We start from the raw sequence: 17,813 nt of genomic DNA, 5'->3' as shown, positions 1-17,813 counted from the left end.
AAAAAATTATGTCAGATATTGGATTTGGATTTACGCCTACGCATCCCGGCGAGGTATTGAAAGATGAGATAGAATACCGGGGTATTTCGCAAAAGAAACTGGCAGCCCGGATGGGAATATCCTATAAAATATTGAACGATATATTGAATCAACGGCGTCCGGTAACCGCGACCACCGCGATGCTTTTCGAAGCAGCTTTGGATGTTCCGGCAGATTCCCTGATGCGCCTGCAACTTAAATATAATTTGCAGGTTGCAAGCAAAGATAAAGATTTTTCCCGCCGCCTCGCCAAAATCCGCCAATCGGCGGCGATGTTGTGAGGGGAGTTTTCCTGCGAATGATCCGATAGACGGGCATCCGTAGGGGAATCAACGCATTTACGGCTATTCTCTAACGAACTCCGGTCAAAAGACCGCCCGCTGAAGAATAGCCGTAAAAAATGTTATAACGTATTGTAATATACTCTGAATAAACTCGGGTCTTTTAAAGGCGATTCCCCTTTAACCTCGCCGAAGATTCCGGTGAAAAGCACGCGCAATTCGTGGATATGCTTGCGGTCTCTCATCCATTCGATAAAATCAAGCGGATCGGTATTCTTGTAATTCTCGATAGGTTGCAATCCGCCCAATTCCGTAACGTCGGTACGGGTCGACCAAAATCCTCTGGAGGATTGGAATTCATAGCTGGCCAGATACGCCAGGAACAATCGTGCGGTGGCTTTGCGTTCGGTCAGTTTAAACATAGCAGCTCTTTGCGGCCATGTAATAAAGAATTCATCTTCCGGAATAAACGATTGCGACGGTTGTTGCGGATAGGTGGGATAGCCTACGATGTTTCCCAAAAACCCTTTTTGTCCTACCAATGCGGCCGGAGCGGCTGTTCCCCTTACAAAAGCGGGATTTTGAGCTTTTAACTCGTGCAGAAATTCCACGCCGTATTTTTTGATAATATGGTCAAACACATACAACACGGCATCGTCATCGTGGGGAGGAGTTAAAACCAACTTGTTTTTAAACGCGGGGGCCAAAAAATCTTTGTAGTTCTTGGGCGCGACCTTTACGCCTTCCTTAGCATATTGCGGCAGGAAAGCAAAGATAAATCCGCCGATAAAATGTCCCTCGGGATCGGAATAGCCTTTCCTGATGTGAGGAAAGCCCTGCGATTTGAAAGGCTCGAGAACGCCGAGTTTCTTCCAATCTTCAAAATCGTTCATTGTTTGCAACATCACCACGTCCGGTTCCAAATAGCCGTTGTTCAACTGTTCGTACACCTTTATGTCGTGGTATTTCGACAAATCGACGATAATTTCAATATCAATGCCCGGAAATCTTTTTTTGAATTGGGCATACAACGCGTCCTGCTGGTTGGGGGCATCGCCGCCGGCCCATACCAAGAACGTTTTCTTACTGTGTTTCTGTTCCTCTTTTGCCGATGCATAAAGGGAATCCAATTCTGCTGTTTCGTTTTGATAACTCATTATACTACTATTTAAAATGAATATCGCAAAGTTATGGAACCCTGAAATGCCGGAAAAGGTAATTATGATACTTTAGATGATACTTTTAGGCTGAAGGAAACCTTTCCCTGAACTCGCAGGGGGTAGCGCGGCAATGCTTTTTGAAGAATTTAATGAAATTAGTAGGTTCGTTACATCCCAGCCCGTAAGCGATCTCCTTGATATTCCGGTTGGAAAAAACCAATTGCCTTTTGGATTCCAGTATAATTCGATTGATGATGATATCTTTTGGCGATTTGCCTATGATTTTGGTTGTCGCCTGATTGAGTCTCTTAACGGTTATTCCTATTTCTCCGGCGTAAAAACGGACTGTCCTTTGCGTATGAAAATGTTTTTCAAGCAAATCACTGAACAGATGCACATATTCCACCTCTTTGCTTTTGTACTGTTCAATGTCCTGTCGGGTATGCATTTCACGTTCCACGATCAACAAAATGCAATGCAAATAATGCCGGAGGATTTCGGAATGGAAAAAGCTGTTTTCCTGTTTCGATTCATTTATCATGAGGTCTATGATATCGGAAAACGTGCTCTTTTGGCGGCACAGGCTAATGTATGAAACCGAAAATAGATTCTGAAACAGAAAGTTGCTTTGTAGAAACCGGGCATCATCTTGCGATCTGGAAAAAAAATTATCCGTAAACAGGATTACCTTTCCTTCCGCATCGCCTTCTTGTGCAAACCGGTGGATGGTATGCTGATTAAGAAATAATACGGTGTCCGGTTCAATTTCTATTTCCTCGAAATCTACCATGTGGCGTGTTTTTCCTTTTTGAAACCAAATGATATGGTAAAATTCGGAACGATGTATTTTGGTTATCACGCGGCTGCTGTTCCGATAGAGTTGTTTCAGCTCGAGAATTTGAAATTCCTGAGGCAAAGATTTTTTGAATGAATAGTTCGAGATAGATACTTTTTGCATTTTTTCTGCCGTTTTTCCGGATCGGTTTATATGCTGTATTTCGCCTTTCCGCGTTTTGTATTGTTTCGGAACCGTCAGGAAATAAAGTTTTCAGAACAGCTTCTAAATGTAACGCTTATTTCTTGATGGTTCCTTCGGTTTGGACTTAAGCCGAAATTTAGATTATACGTTTTCAAAGGTATAAAAAAAAGAATTATCCGTAGAATATCCCGGAATATTTTTCTTTGCCTCCGGATTGTCGAAAAAGTCAGAGAGGGCGGGCGCATAGTTCCGGACGCCCTCCATCATTTGCCGATCCGTCGTTTTGGATGCTTATTGCCTTAACACGCTTATTGCCTTAACGAGCCATGGAGGAGGATTGGTAACGATTGTTTTATCTCAATTCATTTGGATTCTTGTCAGTCAAAGCCCTCTTTTTGTATTGGCAACCCTCTCATCGGATTTAGCAATTTTTCTTGCAACGGGAAAGTGGATGATCGGTTAGATGTCTCTATCTTGGAGGGCGGTTTATGCTTACCTTTCCTGTTTTTTATGTTGTAAAACATGTTTTTTTAGTTGCTTTTGATCAAAATATGCCTTAATTTTGCAGAACGCTCTCTGGAATACAGATGGAAAAGTCCGGAATAAACGGAAAAATCTCCGGCAAACTCTTCCGCTGAGCATCAAAAGTACTTTTGGATATCGAAAAATCGATACGAAGCCTTCAGAAAGTACTTTTTGACCCAAAAAACCGATACGACGGTTCGGAAAACTGCTTTTCGACGTCAAAAAACCGATTTTTTCAGCCTAAAAGCATTTTCAAACCTCAAAAAACCGATTTTTCAACCTTAAAAAGTACTTTTGAATTCCGAAAAACCGATTTGACGGCTCTTAAAACTGTTTTTATCCCCCGCCAACCCTTTTTGAAAGCATGAGAATGAATGAAACATCCTCAAAAATTTTGTTTTTTAGTAAAATTGAATTGATGTAGTATTAATTTTCTCGAAAATGAAAGCATTACAAACCCTTTCTCAGACAAAACTCCAACAGATGGAGCTGGTCGGTTTATCGCGCGAAACGGTAACCGATATCGAAAAATCCGGTGTGGAACTTCTTACCACCGATATCCCCCTTCAACGCTATGTGAAGGATGTAAAAGATAACGTCGATCCGTTTGAAGTCGCTACGCGCAATCCCGATAAAGATCCGTACACGGAAATTCTGCAACAGAAAGACCGCCTCCGTGACCGGGCTTTCAGCCGGTTCGGACGTAAGTTACACTATTACGAGTTCGACGAGGACCCGGCTAAACGAGCTGCCTACAATAATTTATTCCCGCTATGGCGCCTCCATCGCGACATTCCGCACTTGAACCCGAAGAATCAAACCAACGCGACCGATAATTTTTTGAACGACAGCGCCAAGGAACCCTATGCTTCGGCCATTGTCACCTTGACGATGACGCCCGAGCTTGACGGCATAAGCAACACCAACAATGGCTACCGTGCGAGCGAAGAAGACAGCCGCGCCCTGAAAGCCGTTGAGGAAACCTCCGAAGGCAAAGAATTGCGCCGCAAACTTCAGAATGCCAATAAAACGTTGTTCAACTATATCTACACGTTGGCCAACGCCTATTCCGACAATGCCGAATGGGATAAGCTGCTCACCGCCGTCAATGTTGTCCGCAAACGGTACCACGAATTACTCTCGCATCGCGAAGGACAGAAAGGCGAAGACGACAAACCGAAAAAACTGATTCCTAAAACAGGAGGAAACAAAATAATATGATTGTCCGCAAAGTATCCTAAGTATAACCCCTCTGTTGATTATCTCCATCGAAGGCGACCCGCTATAGTCATAAATATCGTTACGGGTATTGGATAAAAGAAAAATATCGCATATATTTACCAAAAATAAAGACAAGCGAATATGGAAACAATAATAATTACACCCGGAAATGAAAGGCAGAGCAACTTAGTGAAATTAATGTTAAAAGAGATGCGCATCCATTTTACCAGCCATATCGAAGACAATGAAATTGGGATCTCCGATGCTGAAATGGACGCAATCGATCGCCTTTATCATATTCGGGGAATTGAAATATCAGAAGAGGTTCCGACAGATTTTCACCGGGCTATATCCGTAGATGAAGCTAAGGGAAGAGTTCAAAAAGGACTTAGAAAAATATTTAAGGAAAAACGAGAAGGAGAAAACATATAAAGATGAAAGTGGTAATACTGCCGGAGGTTGTAGATTATCTTCTCGAACTATCCAATGTCCTGTATGATAAAGAGTATTTTGGTTTTGAAGAAGCGGCTATTAAATACACTGATGAATTATTTGAAGCGATTAAAAATGAATTGCCTTATCAAACCGCGAAGATTGCCCCTGACTATTTCAATAAATTTGGAGAGGGGATGTATTATGTCCTGTTTAAACGGAATAAAAACACTGCTTGGTATGCCTTTTTTAATATCTTCCGTCATAATGGAGAAATCGTTTATTTTGTACGATATATAAATAATAATCATATGATTGCTCAATATTTATAACACCGTATGTTCCGATAGTGATAGACGATAAATTATTCAGACCCGGATACATTTAATTGAAAAAATCCGCCGAATGGCGAAAAATCATTCCGTCATTCGGCGTCAATCTTCATTCAATCCCTTCCCTTATCCGATCCACCTCATGTATGCAAAATCCATGCGGTGCGGCAGGTCGGGATTTTTGGCATATACCCGTAGTCCGTATTGATGCGTACCCGGGTCGTTGAGCGCCTTATGCGTTTCGAAATAAAGCAGGGAACCTTCGGTTTTCACCAAATCGAATTCATACTTCTCCAAAAACTCGATCTTCCCTGTCGTGTCGCTGCTTACCACTACGCATTCCAGGCCGAGTGTGCCCGCCATATCTTTTTTGTCGATAACCACCGTGCCGTAAGTCTGTGTGTTGGTGTCGTTGAAGTCAACCTGTTGATTCGGGTTGAAATCGAGTTTCACCACTTCGAATTTGTCCCATTTCGAGGCCATATCTTCTTTCCAGGCCACGATTTCTTTGGCTTTGGCGAAATTGTTTTCGTGCAATGTCTTCGAACGGTCGGCCAGCTTGTGGTAGAAGCGGGCGAAATAATCGTCCATCATGCGGCGCGTGGTAAAGTGCGGCGCGATTTCGGCGATGGACTTTTTGATATATTGCACCCACTCGGGCGAGTAGCCGTTGCTGTTGTGAGCATAGTACAGCGGGATAATTTCGTTTTCGAGCAATGAGTAGATGGTCGATGCATCGAGTTCGTCTTGAAACGCCGTATTGTCGTACGTTTTTTCGTCCGTCAACGCCCATCCGGCACCTTCTTTGTAACCTTCGTACCACCATCCGTCGAGAACCGAGAAATTGAGCACCCCGTTCATTTCCGCCTTTTCGCCCGACGTACCCGAAGCTTCCTGCAAGCGTGTAGGGGTGTTCAACCAGATGTCGACCCCCGAAATCAGGCGTTTGGCCAACTGCATATCATAATTTTCGAGGAAGATGATTTTTCCCAGGAATTCGGGGCGGCGCGAAATCTCCACAATCTGCTTGATCAGTCCCTGTCCGCCGCCGTCGGCCGGGTGCGCTTTTCCGGCAAAGATGAACTGCACCGGATGCTTCGGGTTGTTGACGATGCGCGAAAGTCGGTCGAGGTCGGTAAACAGCAGGTGTGCCCGCTTGTAAGTGGCAAAACGGCGCGAAAAACCAATCAGCAGCGCGTTGGAATCGATTTCCTCCAGCATATTCACAATACGGGCCGGGTCGGCCTGGTTCTTCAGCCATCCTTCTTTAAACTCCTCGCGTATATAATCGACCAGTTTCTTTTTCAGGTGCATGCGTTGTTTCCATATCTCATCGTCGCTCACCTGATAAATCTTTTTCCAAAGGTCGAAGTTCCCTTCATCTTCATAAAACTTCGGGCCGAAATGCTTTTCATAAAAAGCTTTCATCGACGATGTTGCCCACGAAGGTAGATGGACGCCGTTCGTAACATATCCCACATGCAACTCTTCGGGGAAGTAGCCCTTCCACACGGGCCGGAACATTTCCTTCGATACTTTCCCGTGGAGTTCGCTTACCCCGTTGGCTTCCTGCGCGGTATTCAGGGCGAATACACTCATGGAGAACTTTTCGTTGCTGCCCGGATTTTCGCGCCCCATGTCCATGAACTGTTGCCAGGGGATGCCGATCTTTCCGATGATAGGTTTCATATATTTGGCGATCAGCGGCTCGTCGAAATAATCGTGGCCCGCCGGTACGGGAGTGTGCACCGTATAGAGCGAAGACGCGCGTACCAGTTCGAGCGCCACATTGAAGTTCAGGCCGCTTTCCACATAGTCGAGCAACCGCTGCACGCTGATAAAGGCGGCATGTCCTTCGTTCATGTGGTAGACATCTTTTTTAATACCCAGTTTGTTGAGCAACAGAATGCCGCCTACGCCGAGCAGGAGCTCCTGCTTCATGCGGTTTTCCCAGTCACCGCCATACAATTGATGAGTGATGGATCGGTCATATTCGCTGTTGCGTTCGAAGTCGGTGTCCATCAAAAACAAGTTGATGCGTCCTACGGCTACTTTCCATACGTTCGAGTAGATGATGCGGTCGTGAAAAGGCACTTCCAGAATCAGCGGCTGGCCGTTTTCGTCGTTCACCTGGCGGATAGGCAAATTGCCGAAGTTCTGCGCTTCGTAGTTGGCGATTTGTTGTCCGTCCACCGAAAGGCTTTGGGTGAAATAACCGTAGCGGTATAAGAATCCGACGGCGGTCATATTCACGTTGCTGTCACTGGCCTCTTTGAGGTAGTCGCCGGCTAAAATGCCCAATCCTCCCGAATAAATCTTCAAGATGTTCGCCAAGCCGTATTCCATGCTGAAGTAGGCGATGCTGGGGCGGTTGCTGTTGTGCGGAACCTGCATGTACGCATGATAGGCATCGTATGTCCGGTGTATCCGGTCCATCAATTCCGCATCTTTTACGATTTCCTCGGTTCGTTCCGATTGCAGGTTTTGCAGGAGGATAACCGGATTGCGGTTGCTCTTATCCCATCCCTTCGGATCGATATCTTCAAACAGGTCTTTGGCTTGTTCGTTCCATACCCACCATAAATTATGAGCGATTTCTTCTAACGGACGCAACTCTTGCGGAAGGATAGCATGAACATGAATATCTCGCCATACAGGCGTATTTGAATAACTTGATTTGATGATCATTGTATTTATATTGTCTTAATGTCTAATGTCTAAAGGTTTTTGTCTTTTCACGACAAATATAACAACTTAATCGGCGTTAAGTTTATAAGGTTTCGACAATCGAATAAAAGAATTATGCAACGCTTTGCGATAAGCTTCCTCATAATACACGATGAAGTGTTGCCAGTCCCCTTTATCGGATAATTTCGATGCTTTTTGCCGCAGCACATTGATTTGTTCCACGCTTTTCAACGAGAAGTCGAAGACAAGGGTGGCTATTTCTTTGGCGACTTCCTGAAAGTTACTGTCGTCGCGGCCGATCACTTCAATGCCGTCGTCCATACCTTCTTTATCGCCTTGTTTCTTAGCCCACAAACCGAAACCGGCCAGAGTCGTCGTGATCGTCGGGATGGAAAAAGCCACGCTTTCGTGAGGGGTATATCCCCAAGGCTCGTAATACGAAGGAAATACCGATAAGTCGAGCCCGATGAGCAGATCGTAATAGGGCACATCGAATATGCCGTCGTTTCCGTTCAGGTACGAAGGAATAAAGATGATTTTGACCCGGTTGTTTTCTTCATTCGTGAAGCCCGATGAGCGGATCTGTTGCATCACCATATCCTTGTCGGGTTGATGCAATTCGTGCGTGATAAAGCGGTCGCCGGGGTGAGAGGCTCTCCGGGACGGCATTTCTCCTTTTATACGGCGTCGCAAATCTTCCCGCGCACCTTTTATCCAAGCGGGTACCATAATAAACGCAATAATGTCTTTGCTCAGTTGAGGCGTTTTGCGCAGCATGTTCATGGCTTCGATAAACGCGTCGATACCTTTGTTTTTGTATTCATATCGACCGCTCGTGCCTACCAGCAGAGCATCCGTATCGGGCGCATATCCCAAAAGCTTTTCGGCCACGCCGAGCAGTATTTTGCGGGCGTTCTTCCGGGCAAGGCGGTGGGCATTCCCTTTAGGGATGAACCCTTTCTCAAAGCCGTTAGGAGTGACCACATCGGGCTGTCGTTCCAGAAACTGGGCGCATTCCTGCGCCGTGATATCGCTCACCGTCGTGAAACAGTCGACATTCTGTGCGGCTTTCTTCTCGATGGAGTGCTTGGAAGTCATATTTAGTTGGCGGGCCATCTGGTCGCCGTTATACGTTTTCAAATAGTTGTAAAGGGGGAGGTTGTTTCCGGCAATCGACCGTCCGATGGAGGTGGCGTGCGTGGTGAAAACCGTGGCGATCTTCGGCACGTTTTTCTTAATGTACAGCGCTCCCATGCCCAACATCCATTCGTTGAAGTGGGCAATCACATGATACGGTTCGAGTTGATGGTAGCGGTAGAAACTTTCGATAACGAGGCCGGTGGCGTAAGCAAACATCGACGAATCGTGATAGTCGCCGTAAGCCGGCATCGAATCGACACCGAAATCCACCCACATATCGCTGTATATCTTATTCCTTTGCTCGAAAAACCGGTTGAACTTGACCAGAAATACGATCGGTTGTCCGGGAACATTCCATCTGCCGGTGCGAATCTCGAGCCCTTGATGGATTTTCGCGTACTCGATCCAGGCGGGATAGAGTGTGTTATCGGCTTGAAACCACGGATTGTCGCGCCCTTCCCAAATGTCGGGGCCTATAAAAAATAAACGGTCTTTGTATAGCTTTTGGAGTGAATTCGCTCTTGTCGATAAAACAGTGTATATACCACCCACTTTATTACATACTTCCCAACTGGTCTCGAAAATGTAATCGGGAGTAGGGTTTGTATCCATTTGCATAAATCATTTCTTCTATGTGGAGTGCAAAGATACGAATTAAAAGAAGAAAGAGCAAAGAGGAAGATAATTCCAATTACAAATTACAAATTACAAATGACAAATTACAAATGACAAATGAAAGGTTGAGTGCCGAAAGACCCGGTAATAAAGACTTTAGACTTTAAACCTTAGGCCTTAGACTCTATCCCGGTGACTGAAGACCGCTTTCCAGCCCTTTTCTTGTGTCTACGGAACGGAATACGTATCTTTGCAACCGTTGTACAAAATAATTAAAATGAACAGTCAAATGAAAAATCTCGATTATGGTATCATCGGTAACTGCCGGACAGCGGCATTGATATCGAAAGAAGGAAGCCTCGATTGGCTTTGCCTGCCCGATTTTGATTCGCCGTCGGTCTTTACCAAACTTCTCGACGAAGAAAACGGGGGCTGCTTCGCTTTCGGCGTGTCTGAGGCTTATACCATTACGCAAACCTATTTGGGAAACACCAATATCCTTACCACGCGCTTCGAGGCTCCCGAAGGCGCTTTCACCGTCTTTGACTATATGCCCCGTTACCGTACCAACGAAGAGAAACATTATATGCCTCCCGAAATACATCGTTATATCCGGGTGACCCGTGGAGCCCCGAAGGTGCGCATCTTGTACGATCCCAAAATCAATTATGCGCGCGAAGCGGTGAAGCACGATGTCTTCGAGACCTACATCAAAACGTACTCCGTGGAGGACTCCGAAGATAAGATATATATGTATACCAGTGTCGATTTTAACCGGGTGCTTAGCGGCGAAGAGTTCACCCTTACCGACCATCAGTTTTTTGTGCTTTCCTACAACCAAAAGTTGGTCACCATCGACAACAATCGCGTCCTGCTGGATTACGAGCGCACGAAGGTCTACTGGCTCAACTGGATCAACCGTTCTCGGGAGTATACGCAATACAGCGAAATGATTAAACGCAGCTTGTTGATATTAAAGTTGATGTCGTACCAAAACAGTGGCGCTATGCTGGCGGCCGTGACCACCAGCCTTCCCGAGAGTATCGGCGAAACACGCAATTGGGACTATCGCTTTTGTTGGCTGCGCGATGCCTCCATGTCCATCGATACGTTGTTGTTTATGAAGCATAAGAATACGGCGGCACGGTTCATCGGCTTTGTAAAACGCATATTGAAGTCGCGCGACGATGTCTTTCAAATCATGTACGGTATCCGCGGCGAACGCGAGCTCACCGAGGAGGTCTTGCCTCATTTGGCCGGATACGAGAACTCCCGGCCGGTGCGTATCGGCAATGCGGCTTACCATCAGGTGCAGAATGATTCGCTGGGATATTTGCTCGACGTGATTTATAAATACTATCTGTACTTTCCCGGCACGCTCGATGAGGTGGAGGAGATTTGGGAAATTGTGAAAAATATGGTGCGGATGGTATTACGCGTATGGCAAAAGGCCGATCAAGGTATTTGGGAGTTCCGTACAAGGGAATTGAATTTCGTGTTCTCGAAGGTGATGAGTTGGGTGGCGGTCGACAGGGCATCGCGTATTGCCGAGTTGCTCAACAAGGATTTCTATGCCGAAAAATGGCGCGCACAAGCCGATCTTATTAAAAAGGATGTCCATGAAAAAGGGTGGAACGAAGAAATGCACTGCTTTACGCAGGCTTATGAAAATGCCGATTGCGATTCGTCCTTGTTGCTCATGGAATTCTATGGTTTTATCGAAGCTTCCGATGAGCGCTACGTGAGCACCGTCAAGGTCATTCAGGAAAACTTGTTTCATAACGGGTTGATGTATCGGTATAAAGCCGAAGACGATTTCGGAAAACCCTCTTCGGCGTTCACGATTTGTACGTTTTGGCTGGTCGAAGCGCTTTATGTCATCGGCGAACGCGAACAGGCGAAAGAGATTTTCGAATCGTTGATTTCTTATTCGAATCATGTGGGCCTTTACAGCGAGGATTTGGATTTCGAAACCAAACGCCAGCTTGGCAATTTCCCTCAGGCTTATTCGCATCTGGCATTTATCAACACCGCCGTGTTGTTTTCCGAAGAAAAACAGTTGTCGAAATTTATACAGCCGTAAGATGGAGGTTGGTGATTGGAGGTTGGTGAATGGAGAATGGAGATTGGAGGTTGGAGAATGGAGATTGGGATATTTCGCTCGATAGGGCCTTCGGCGATAAACGCTGTGCGTGATAATGGCTAACGCCGATAGTCGAAGGGAACAAGGGCAATCTTTATCAATCTTTATCAGTCTTCCCTCAATCTTTTTCAATCCTCCTCAATCTTTTATCAATTTCTCCAGAAATGGGAGTACCCCAGCTTGTGCCGGAATCCGGTAATGGGCGACCGTGGAGAAGTTGCCGACTTTAATGCTGATGCCATCAGGGGGCAACGCCCGAAACATATCTTCATCCGTGGTGTCATCGCCGATAGCCAAGACAAAATCATAGGTGTTTTTGTTTAGGCGCCGCTGGATTTCGCTTCCTTTGTTATATTCCGACGGTTTTATTTCGACGATTTTATTACCCGGAACGATTTGCAGGTTGAGTCGCGAGCAAGGTCCGATCAAGGCATTGATGAGTTGCTTTTGGCGTAATTCGGCCAGCCACATGTCGACGTTCCGGTAGTGCCATACCAGCGAAGTCTCCTTGATTTCCATGTGCGAGCGGGGTGTTTTATCGATCGTATGGCGCATGATATTCATTATTTCGTCATCCCACAACTCTTTTCTCCGAATGGTTTCATGCCATTTTCCGTTCTCTTTGTAAAAGGCGCCGTGTTCCGCTGCAAAGTCCAAATCGATTCCTGCGAACCATTTATCGAGAATGGAGTGATTGCGCCCACTGTTAATGACGACAGTGTTTTTTGTATCGGCGGTCATTTCTTTCACCACTTTCAATAACTCCGGCGATGGCGCCGCATCTTCGGGATTCTTCACGAATGGGGCGAGCGTACCGTCATAATCGAGCATCAACAGGCGGGATGTGGATTGATCATAACATTCCTTGATTTGTTCGAGTTGCGGCAAGCGTACCGTCTTCTGTACGATTTCCTTATTGAGAATCTTGATTTCTTCGAGTTCCGTGACAAAATCATTCGCCCATTTTTTTACCGTTTGTGTAGAAATGCGTGTCTGCATTTTATCCAACCGTTTTCGCTTTTCCTCTTCCGGCATCGTGAGTGCTTGCACGATGGCCGTGGCGATTTGTTCGGTGTCGTTGGGATTGATAATGATGGCGTCGGAAAGTTCGATGGCGGCTCCGGCCATTTCACTTAATATCAGTACGCCTGCTTCTTCGCGTTTTGTTGCCAGGTATTCTTTGGCGACGAGGTTCATTCCGTCGCGGAGAGGGGTTACCAAGGCTATTTGGGCGATATGATACAGGGCGATAAGCTCTTCAAACGCAAAACTGCGGTAGAAGTAATGAACCGGCGTCCATCCCGGCTTTGAATAGCGGCCATTGATGCTGCCGATGGCTTGATCGATACTCGTCTTTAGTTCGGCATACCGGTCGACGGTATCGCGTGAGGGGACTACAATCATCGCCAGCGATACTTTTTCGTGATACTCCGGATGTTCTTCCAGAAATTGGGCAAACCCGTTCACACGGTGCAGAATACCTTTGCTGTAGTCTAAGCGGTCTACCGAAAGGATATTCGTTTGATTGCCGAGTTTGCGTTTCAGGGAATTGGTTTTCTTTTCCACGGCCGGAAGAGTCGGCGCCTGGTGATATTTTTCGTAGTTGATGCCCATCGGAAATGCGTCGATATGGACCACTCTGTTTTGTAAATTGATTTCATCGAGGTCGCTGTTTAAATTCAGTACGCGATAGATGGCGCTCATAAAATGGCGCATGTAATCGTGTGTGTGAAAACCGATGAGATCCGCTCCGAGCAATCCCTGCAATACCTCCTCTCTTTCGGGGAGCACGCGGAACAGTTCGTACGAAGGAAAAGGAATGTGATGGAAGTAGCCGATACTCACGCCGGCTCTTTCGTCGCGGATCATTTTGGGTAGCAGCATCAATTGATAATCCTGTATCCACACAATGTCATCATCTTCGATAAAAGGAAGCGATTCGCTACAGAATAGAGCGTTCACCTGTTGGTACATTTTCCAGTATTCCGCCTTGTATTCGATATAGGAAAAAAAGTAATGGCACAATGGCCATAAAACATTATTACTGTATCCTTCGTAATAATTCTCGATCTGTTCGGGAGATAGGAACACGGGATGAAAATTCATTTTGTGCAACCGCTTGGTAATGGCCGCTTTTTCTTTTTCATCTTCTACATGTATGCCGGGCCAGCCGATCCAGTATTGCTCCGCTTTGGTTTCCAGAGAACCGAGTCCTGTAGCCAATCCTCCTTCGCTGCGTTTGATGCGGAAAGCCCCGTTTTTCTTTTCGATTTTTACCGGAAGCCGGTTTGATATAATAATTATTTTCATTGGGTTTTTTTGTTATTATTTCACCGAAGGCGTCGCTCGGAGCGACATTCTCGGTTATCCGGTGATATTGTAATAACACTATTATCACGTTAAAGATTAAAAGTTAACATATTTTTTGTAATCGGCGGTGTTTTATGATGGATAGATTTTTTCTATTTATAATAAAAAGGGCGCATTCATTTGTCCGTTCCGTATTTTTGTAGTAATTTCGTATCCCGATTCGTAATGACCACATTACATCCTATTTCAATCAGGAATATCAAAGGTAAAAGTAATAATAACAAGTATCATACAATTATGGCAAAAGAGAAAATTTATTTAACCTGTGATGGTAATCAGGCAGCTGCCCACATAGCCTATATGTTTAGTGAAGTGGCTGTTATTTATCCCATTACACCCTCGTCTACAATGGCTGAATACGTAGATGAATGGGCCGCTGCCGGAAGGAAAAATCTTTTCGGGCAGCCCGTATTGGTACAGGAAATGCAATCGGAAGCAGGAGCTGCGGGAGCCTTGCATGGTTCGTTGCAGGCCGGTGCGCTTACATCGACTTTCACCGCATCGCAAGGCTTGTTGCTGATGCTTCCGAATATGTATAAAATTGCGGGTGAATTATTGCCCGGAGTATTTCACGTGGCCGCTCGCGCAATCGCAAGCCAGGCGTTGTCGATCTTCGGTGATCAACAAGACGTGATGGCTGCTCGCCCTACCGGCTTCGCCCTTTTCGCGACCGGCTCGGTACAAGAGGTAATGGATTTGGCTGCTGTGGCTCATTTGGCTGCCATCGAAAGCCGTGTTCCTTTCCTTCATTTCTTCGATGGATTCCGTACTTCTCATGAAATACAGAAAATCGAAGCGCTTACCAACGAAGATCTTGCTCCTCTTTTAAACCAGGATGCATTGAAAGCTTTCAGGGATAGGGCTCTGACTCCCGATGCCCCGGTAACCAGAGGCACGGCTCAGAACGACGATATTTATTTCCAGGCTCGTGAAGCGGCGAATCCGTTTTATGAAGCGATTCCCGGGGTGGTCGAGAAATATCTCGAAAAATTGGCCGCTGTCACGGGACGTAAATACGGATTGTTCGATTATTACGGCGATCCCGAAGCCGACAGGGTCATCATTGCGATGGGTGCGGTAACCGAAACTATCCGCGAAGTAGTGGATTATAAGAATGCCCATGGCGAAAAGGTGGGTGTCGTGGCTGTTCACTTGTATCGTCCTTTCAAAGCCGAAGCTTTCTTGTCGGTTGTCCCCAAGACGGCCAAACGGATTGCGGTGCTCGATCGTACCAAAGAACCCGGTTCTACCGGACAACCTTTATACCTCGACGTAAAAAATTGTTTCTATGGCAAGGAGGATGCTCCGCTTATCGTGGGAGGTATTTACGGATTATCGTCGAAAGATACGACTCCGGGACAAATCATTTCGGTGTATGACAACCTGAAAATGAACTTGCCTAAGAACGATTTCACTATCGGGATTGTCGACGATGTGACGTTTAAATCGTTGCCTCATATTCCGGAAGTTTCCATGGACGAAACAACCTACGAAGCTAAATTCTACGGATTAGGTTCCGATGGTACCGTGGGCGCCAATAAAAACTCCATTAAAATTATCGGCGACAATACCGACAAGTATGTACAGGCTTATTTCGCTTACGACTCGAAGAAGTCGGGCGGTTTCACCTGTTCGCACATGCGTTTCGGTGATAACCCTATCCGTTCTACCTATTTGGTCAATACGCCTAACTTTGTGGCTTGTCACGTACCGGCCTATCTGCATTTGTATGATGTGACGCGTGGCCTTAAGAAAGGGGGAACGTTCCTTCTGAACTCTTTGTGGAGCAAGGAAGAAGTCGGTCGGCACTTGCCGGATCATGTGAAGAAATATTTCGCCGAGAACGACATTACATTATATATTATCAATGCTACGCGCATCGCTTCCGAAATAGGGTTGGGTAACCGTACGAATACCATTCTTCAATCGGCGTTCTTTAAAATATCCAATATTATTCCTTATGAACTGGCGGTGGAACAGATGAAGAAGTTCATCGTGAAATCGTATGGTAAGAAAGGGGAGAATATTATTCAAATGAACTATGCTGCCGTCGACAGGGGTAGCGAAGTGGAGGAGGTCGAAATTCCCCGTGAATGGGCAACCTTGAATGCGGTGGCCGAATCGCAAGACGATGCACCCGAATTTATCCAAAAGCTGGTTCGTCCGATAAATGCGCAGAGAGGATATGATCTTCCCGTATCGGTCTTTTCCGGCAGAGAGGACGGTACGTGGGAACACGGTACCTCGGCTTACGAAAAACGGGGTGTGGCTACCTTCGTTCCTGAATGGAACGCCGAGAATTGTATCCAGTGTAACCAGTGCGCCTATGTGTGTCCTCACGCGACCATCCGTCCGTTTGTTCTTGACGAAAATGAACAGCAAGGATTGGGCGAGGGTGTAGATCTGTTGAAAGCTCAGGGAAAACAATTCGCCGGAATGGGATTCCATATTCAAGTGGATGTGCTCGACTGCTTGGGCTGCGGTAACTGTGCCGATGTGTGCCCGGGTAAGAAAGGACAGAAAGCGCTCGAAATGGTGCCGATCACCACGCAATACGAAAATCAGGACAATTGGAATTACATGCTCGATCATGTTACCAGCAAGGCTCATCTGGTGGATGTATCGCTGAATGTGAAGAATTCTCAGTTCGCACAACCGTTGTTTGAATTCTCCGGCGCTTGTTCGGGTTGTGGAGAAACTCCTTATATTAAATTGATCACCCAGCTTTATGGCGACCGGATGATGATTGCCAATGCCACCGGATGTTCTTCTATTTACGGCGCTTCCGCTCCTTCTACTCCTTATACGAAGAATGCAGAAGGAAAAGGCCCGGCATGGGCGAACTCCTTGTTTGAAGACAATGCGGAGTTCGGCTACGGATTTGTCATAGCTCAAGCCAGCATGCGCAACCGTATCAAGGATTTGATGTCGCAGGCAAGACAATCCGACCAATTTAGCGACGAACAAAAAGCATTATTCCAGGAATGGATCGATCAAAAAGATGATTTGCAAAAGTCGAAAGAAGCTTCCGATAAAGTGCTCGCTTCGCTGAATGGGGTGGAAAATGACCTCGCTAAGGAAATTCTTTCTCTCGAAAAATATCTGACGAAGAAGTCTATTTGGGTATTCGGAGGTGACGGATGGGCCTATGATATCGGCTTTGGCGGGCTCGATCATGTACTGGCAACCGGTCAGGATATTAATGTGTTGGTAATGGATACCGAGGTGTATTCCAATACCGGCGGGCAATCTTCCAAAGCAACACCTATTGCTGCGGTGGCTAAGTTTGCCGCTTCCGGAAAACGTATCCGTAAGAAAGATCTCGGAATGATTGCGACCACCTACGGGTATGTGTATGTGGCTCAGGTAGCCATGGGCGCTAATCAGGCTCATTATCTCAAAGTGTTGAAAGAAGCCGAAGCCTATCACGGGCCGTCGCTTATTATCGCTTACTCGCCTTGTATCAGTCACGGATTGAAAAAGGGTATGGGTAGCGCTCAACATGAAGAGAAGAGAGCGGTGGAATGCGGTTATTGGCACTTGTGGCGTTACAATCCTCAGTTGGAAGACGAAGGTAAGAACCCGTTCAGCCTCGATAGTAAAGAGCCTGATTGGACCAAGTTCGACGAATTCCTGCATGGAGAAGTGCGCTATACGGCGTTGACAAAATCGTTTCCGAAAGAAGCCGATGAGCTCTTTAAGGCGGCGAAAGAAAATGCACAATGGCGCTATCGCTCTTATCAGCGCATGGCGAATGTCGACTACTCGATGCCTCCCGTAGACAATGATGTGGTGACGGAAACAGCCGATGTAGAAAAGTAAACTTTTACTGAATGAGTATATTCGTAGCGATCAGCCTTCGGGTTGATCGCTTTTTTTAACCTGATA

At 46.1% G+C, this 17,813-nt stretch carries 11 protein-coding genes; 6 read left to right on the top strand and 5 right to left on the bottom strand.

Annotated features, from left to right (window positions below):
* Positions 1-8: 8 nt before the first annotated feature.
* Entirely contained in the window at positions 9-320 is a 312-nt protein-coding gene (locus ABNK31_RS12870; protein ID WP_418892907.1) for a HigA family addiction module antitoxin, read from the top strand.
* A 122-nt stretch (positions 321-442) separates the two neighbouring features.
* Here ABNK31_RS12870 and ABNK31_RS12865 read toward each other — a convergent pair whose 3' ends face one another.
* Together ABNK31_RS12865 and ABNK31_RS12860 are read right to left on the bottom strand one after the other, a co-directional pair.
* Positions 443-1,477 (bottom strand): ABC transporter substrate-binding protein, encoded by a 1,035-nt coding sequence (locus ABNK31_RS12865; protein WP_418892906.1) that lies wholly within the window; start codon positions 1,475-1,477, stop codon positions 443-445.
* Positions 1,478-1,562: 85 nt separating this feature from the next.
* On the bottom strand, positions 1,563-2,438 hold the full coding sequence (locus ABNK31_RS12860; protein ID WP_418892905.1) for a helix-turn-helix domain-containing protein: 876 nt from the start codon (positions 2,436-2,438) through the stop codon (positions 1,563-1,565).
* Positions 2,439-3,425: 987 nt separating this feature from the next.
* Here ABNK31_RS12860 and ABNK31_RS12855 point away from each other — a divergent pair.
* The 3 genes from ABNK31_RS12855 to ABNK31_RS12845 all read left to right on the top strand — a co-directional run bounded on the left by ABNK31_RS12855 (position 3,426) and on the right by ABNK31_RS12845 (position 4,969).
* Positions 3,426-4,205, top strand: coding sequence for a DUF6261 family protein (locus ABNK31_RS12855; protein WP_418892904.1), 780 nt, complete (start codon positions 3,426-3,428; stop codon positions 4,203-4,205).
* 141 nt (positions 4,206-4,346) lie between these two features.
* Positions 4,347-4,637, top strand: a complete 291-nt coding sequence (locus tag ABNK31_RS12850; protein WP_418892903.1) for a hypothetical protein — start codon at positions 4,347-4,349, stop codon at positions 4,635-4,637.
* A 2-nt stretch (positions 4,638-4,639) separates the two neighbouring features.
* Positions 4,640-4,969 (top strand): hypothetical protein, encoded by a 330-nt coding sequence (locus tag ABNK31_RS12845; protein WP_418892902.1) that lies wholly within the window; start codon positions 4,640-4,642, stop codon positions 4,967-4,969.
* Positions 4,970-5,095: 126 nt separating this feature from the next.
* On the opposite strand, the gene glgP is transcribed toward ABNK31_RS12845, so the two are convergent.
* On the bottom strand, positions 5,096-7,657 hold the full coding sequence (glgP, locus tag ABNK31_RS12840; protein WP_418892901.1) for an alpha-glucan family phosphorylase: 2,562 nt from the start codon (positions 7,655-7,657) through the stop codon (positions 5,096-5,098).
* A 66-nt stretch (positions 7,658-7,723) separates the two neighbouring features.
* Positions 7,724-9,409, bottom strand: a complete 1,686-nt coding sequence (locus ABNK31_RS12835) for a glycogen/starch synthase (RefSeq protein ID WP_418892900.1) — start codon at positions 9,407-9,409, stop codon at positions 7,724-7,726.
* Between the two features lie 292 nt (positions 9,410-9,701).
* Here ABNK31_RS12835 and ABNK31_RS12830 point away from each other — a divergent pair, with 292 nt between their 5' ends.
* Positions 9,702-11,495: a glycoside hydrolase family 15 protein gene (locus tag ABNK31_RS12830; RefSeq protein WP_418892899.1), complete on the top strand. Its 1,794-nt coding sequence runs from the start codon at positions 9,702-9,704 to the stop codon at positions 11,493-11,495.
* Between the two features lie 198 nt (positions 11,496-11,693).
* Here the strand turns inward: ABNK31_RS12830 and ABNK31_RS12825 are convergent, their stop codons facing one another.
* Positions 11,694-13,865: a bifunctional alpha,alpha-trehalose-phosphate synthase (UDP-forming)/trehalose-phosphatase gene (locus ABNK31_RS12825; protein WP_418892898.1), complete on the bottom strand. Its 2,172-nt coding sequence runs from the start codon at positions 13,863-13,865 to the stop codon at positions 11,694-11,696.
* A gap of 297 nt (positions 13,866-14,162) precedes the next feature.
* Here ABNK31_RS12825 and nifJ point away from each other — a divergent pair, with 297 nt between their 5' ends.
* On the top strand, positions 14,163-17,747 hold the full coding sequence (gene nifJ / locus ABNK31_RS12820) for a pyruvate:ferredoxin (flavodoxin) oxidoreductase (RefSeq protein ID WP_418892897.1): 3,585 nt from the start codon (positions 14,163-14,165) through the stop codon (positions 17,745-17,747).
* Positions 17,748-17,813: the final 66 nt, after the last annotated feature.

The sequence above is a fragment of the Limibacterium fermenti genome (genome assembly GCF_041902845.1).
In the GTDB taxonomy this organism is placed as follows: domain Bacteria; phylum Bacteroidota; class Bacteroidia; order Bacteroidales; family Dysgonomonadaceae; genus Limibacterium; species Limibacterium fermenti.
Note: the sequence above shows the minus strand (reverse complement) of the source record. Positions and strands in the feature narration are given on the sequence as shown.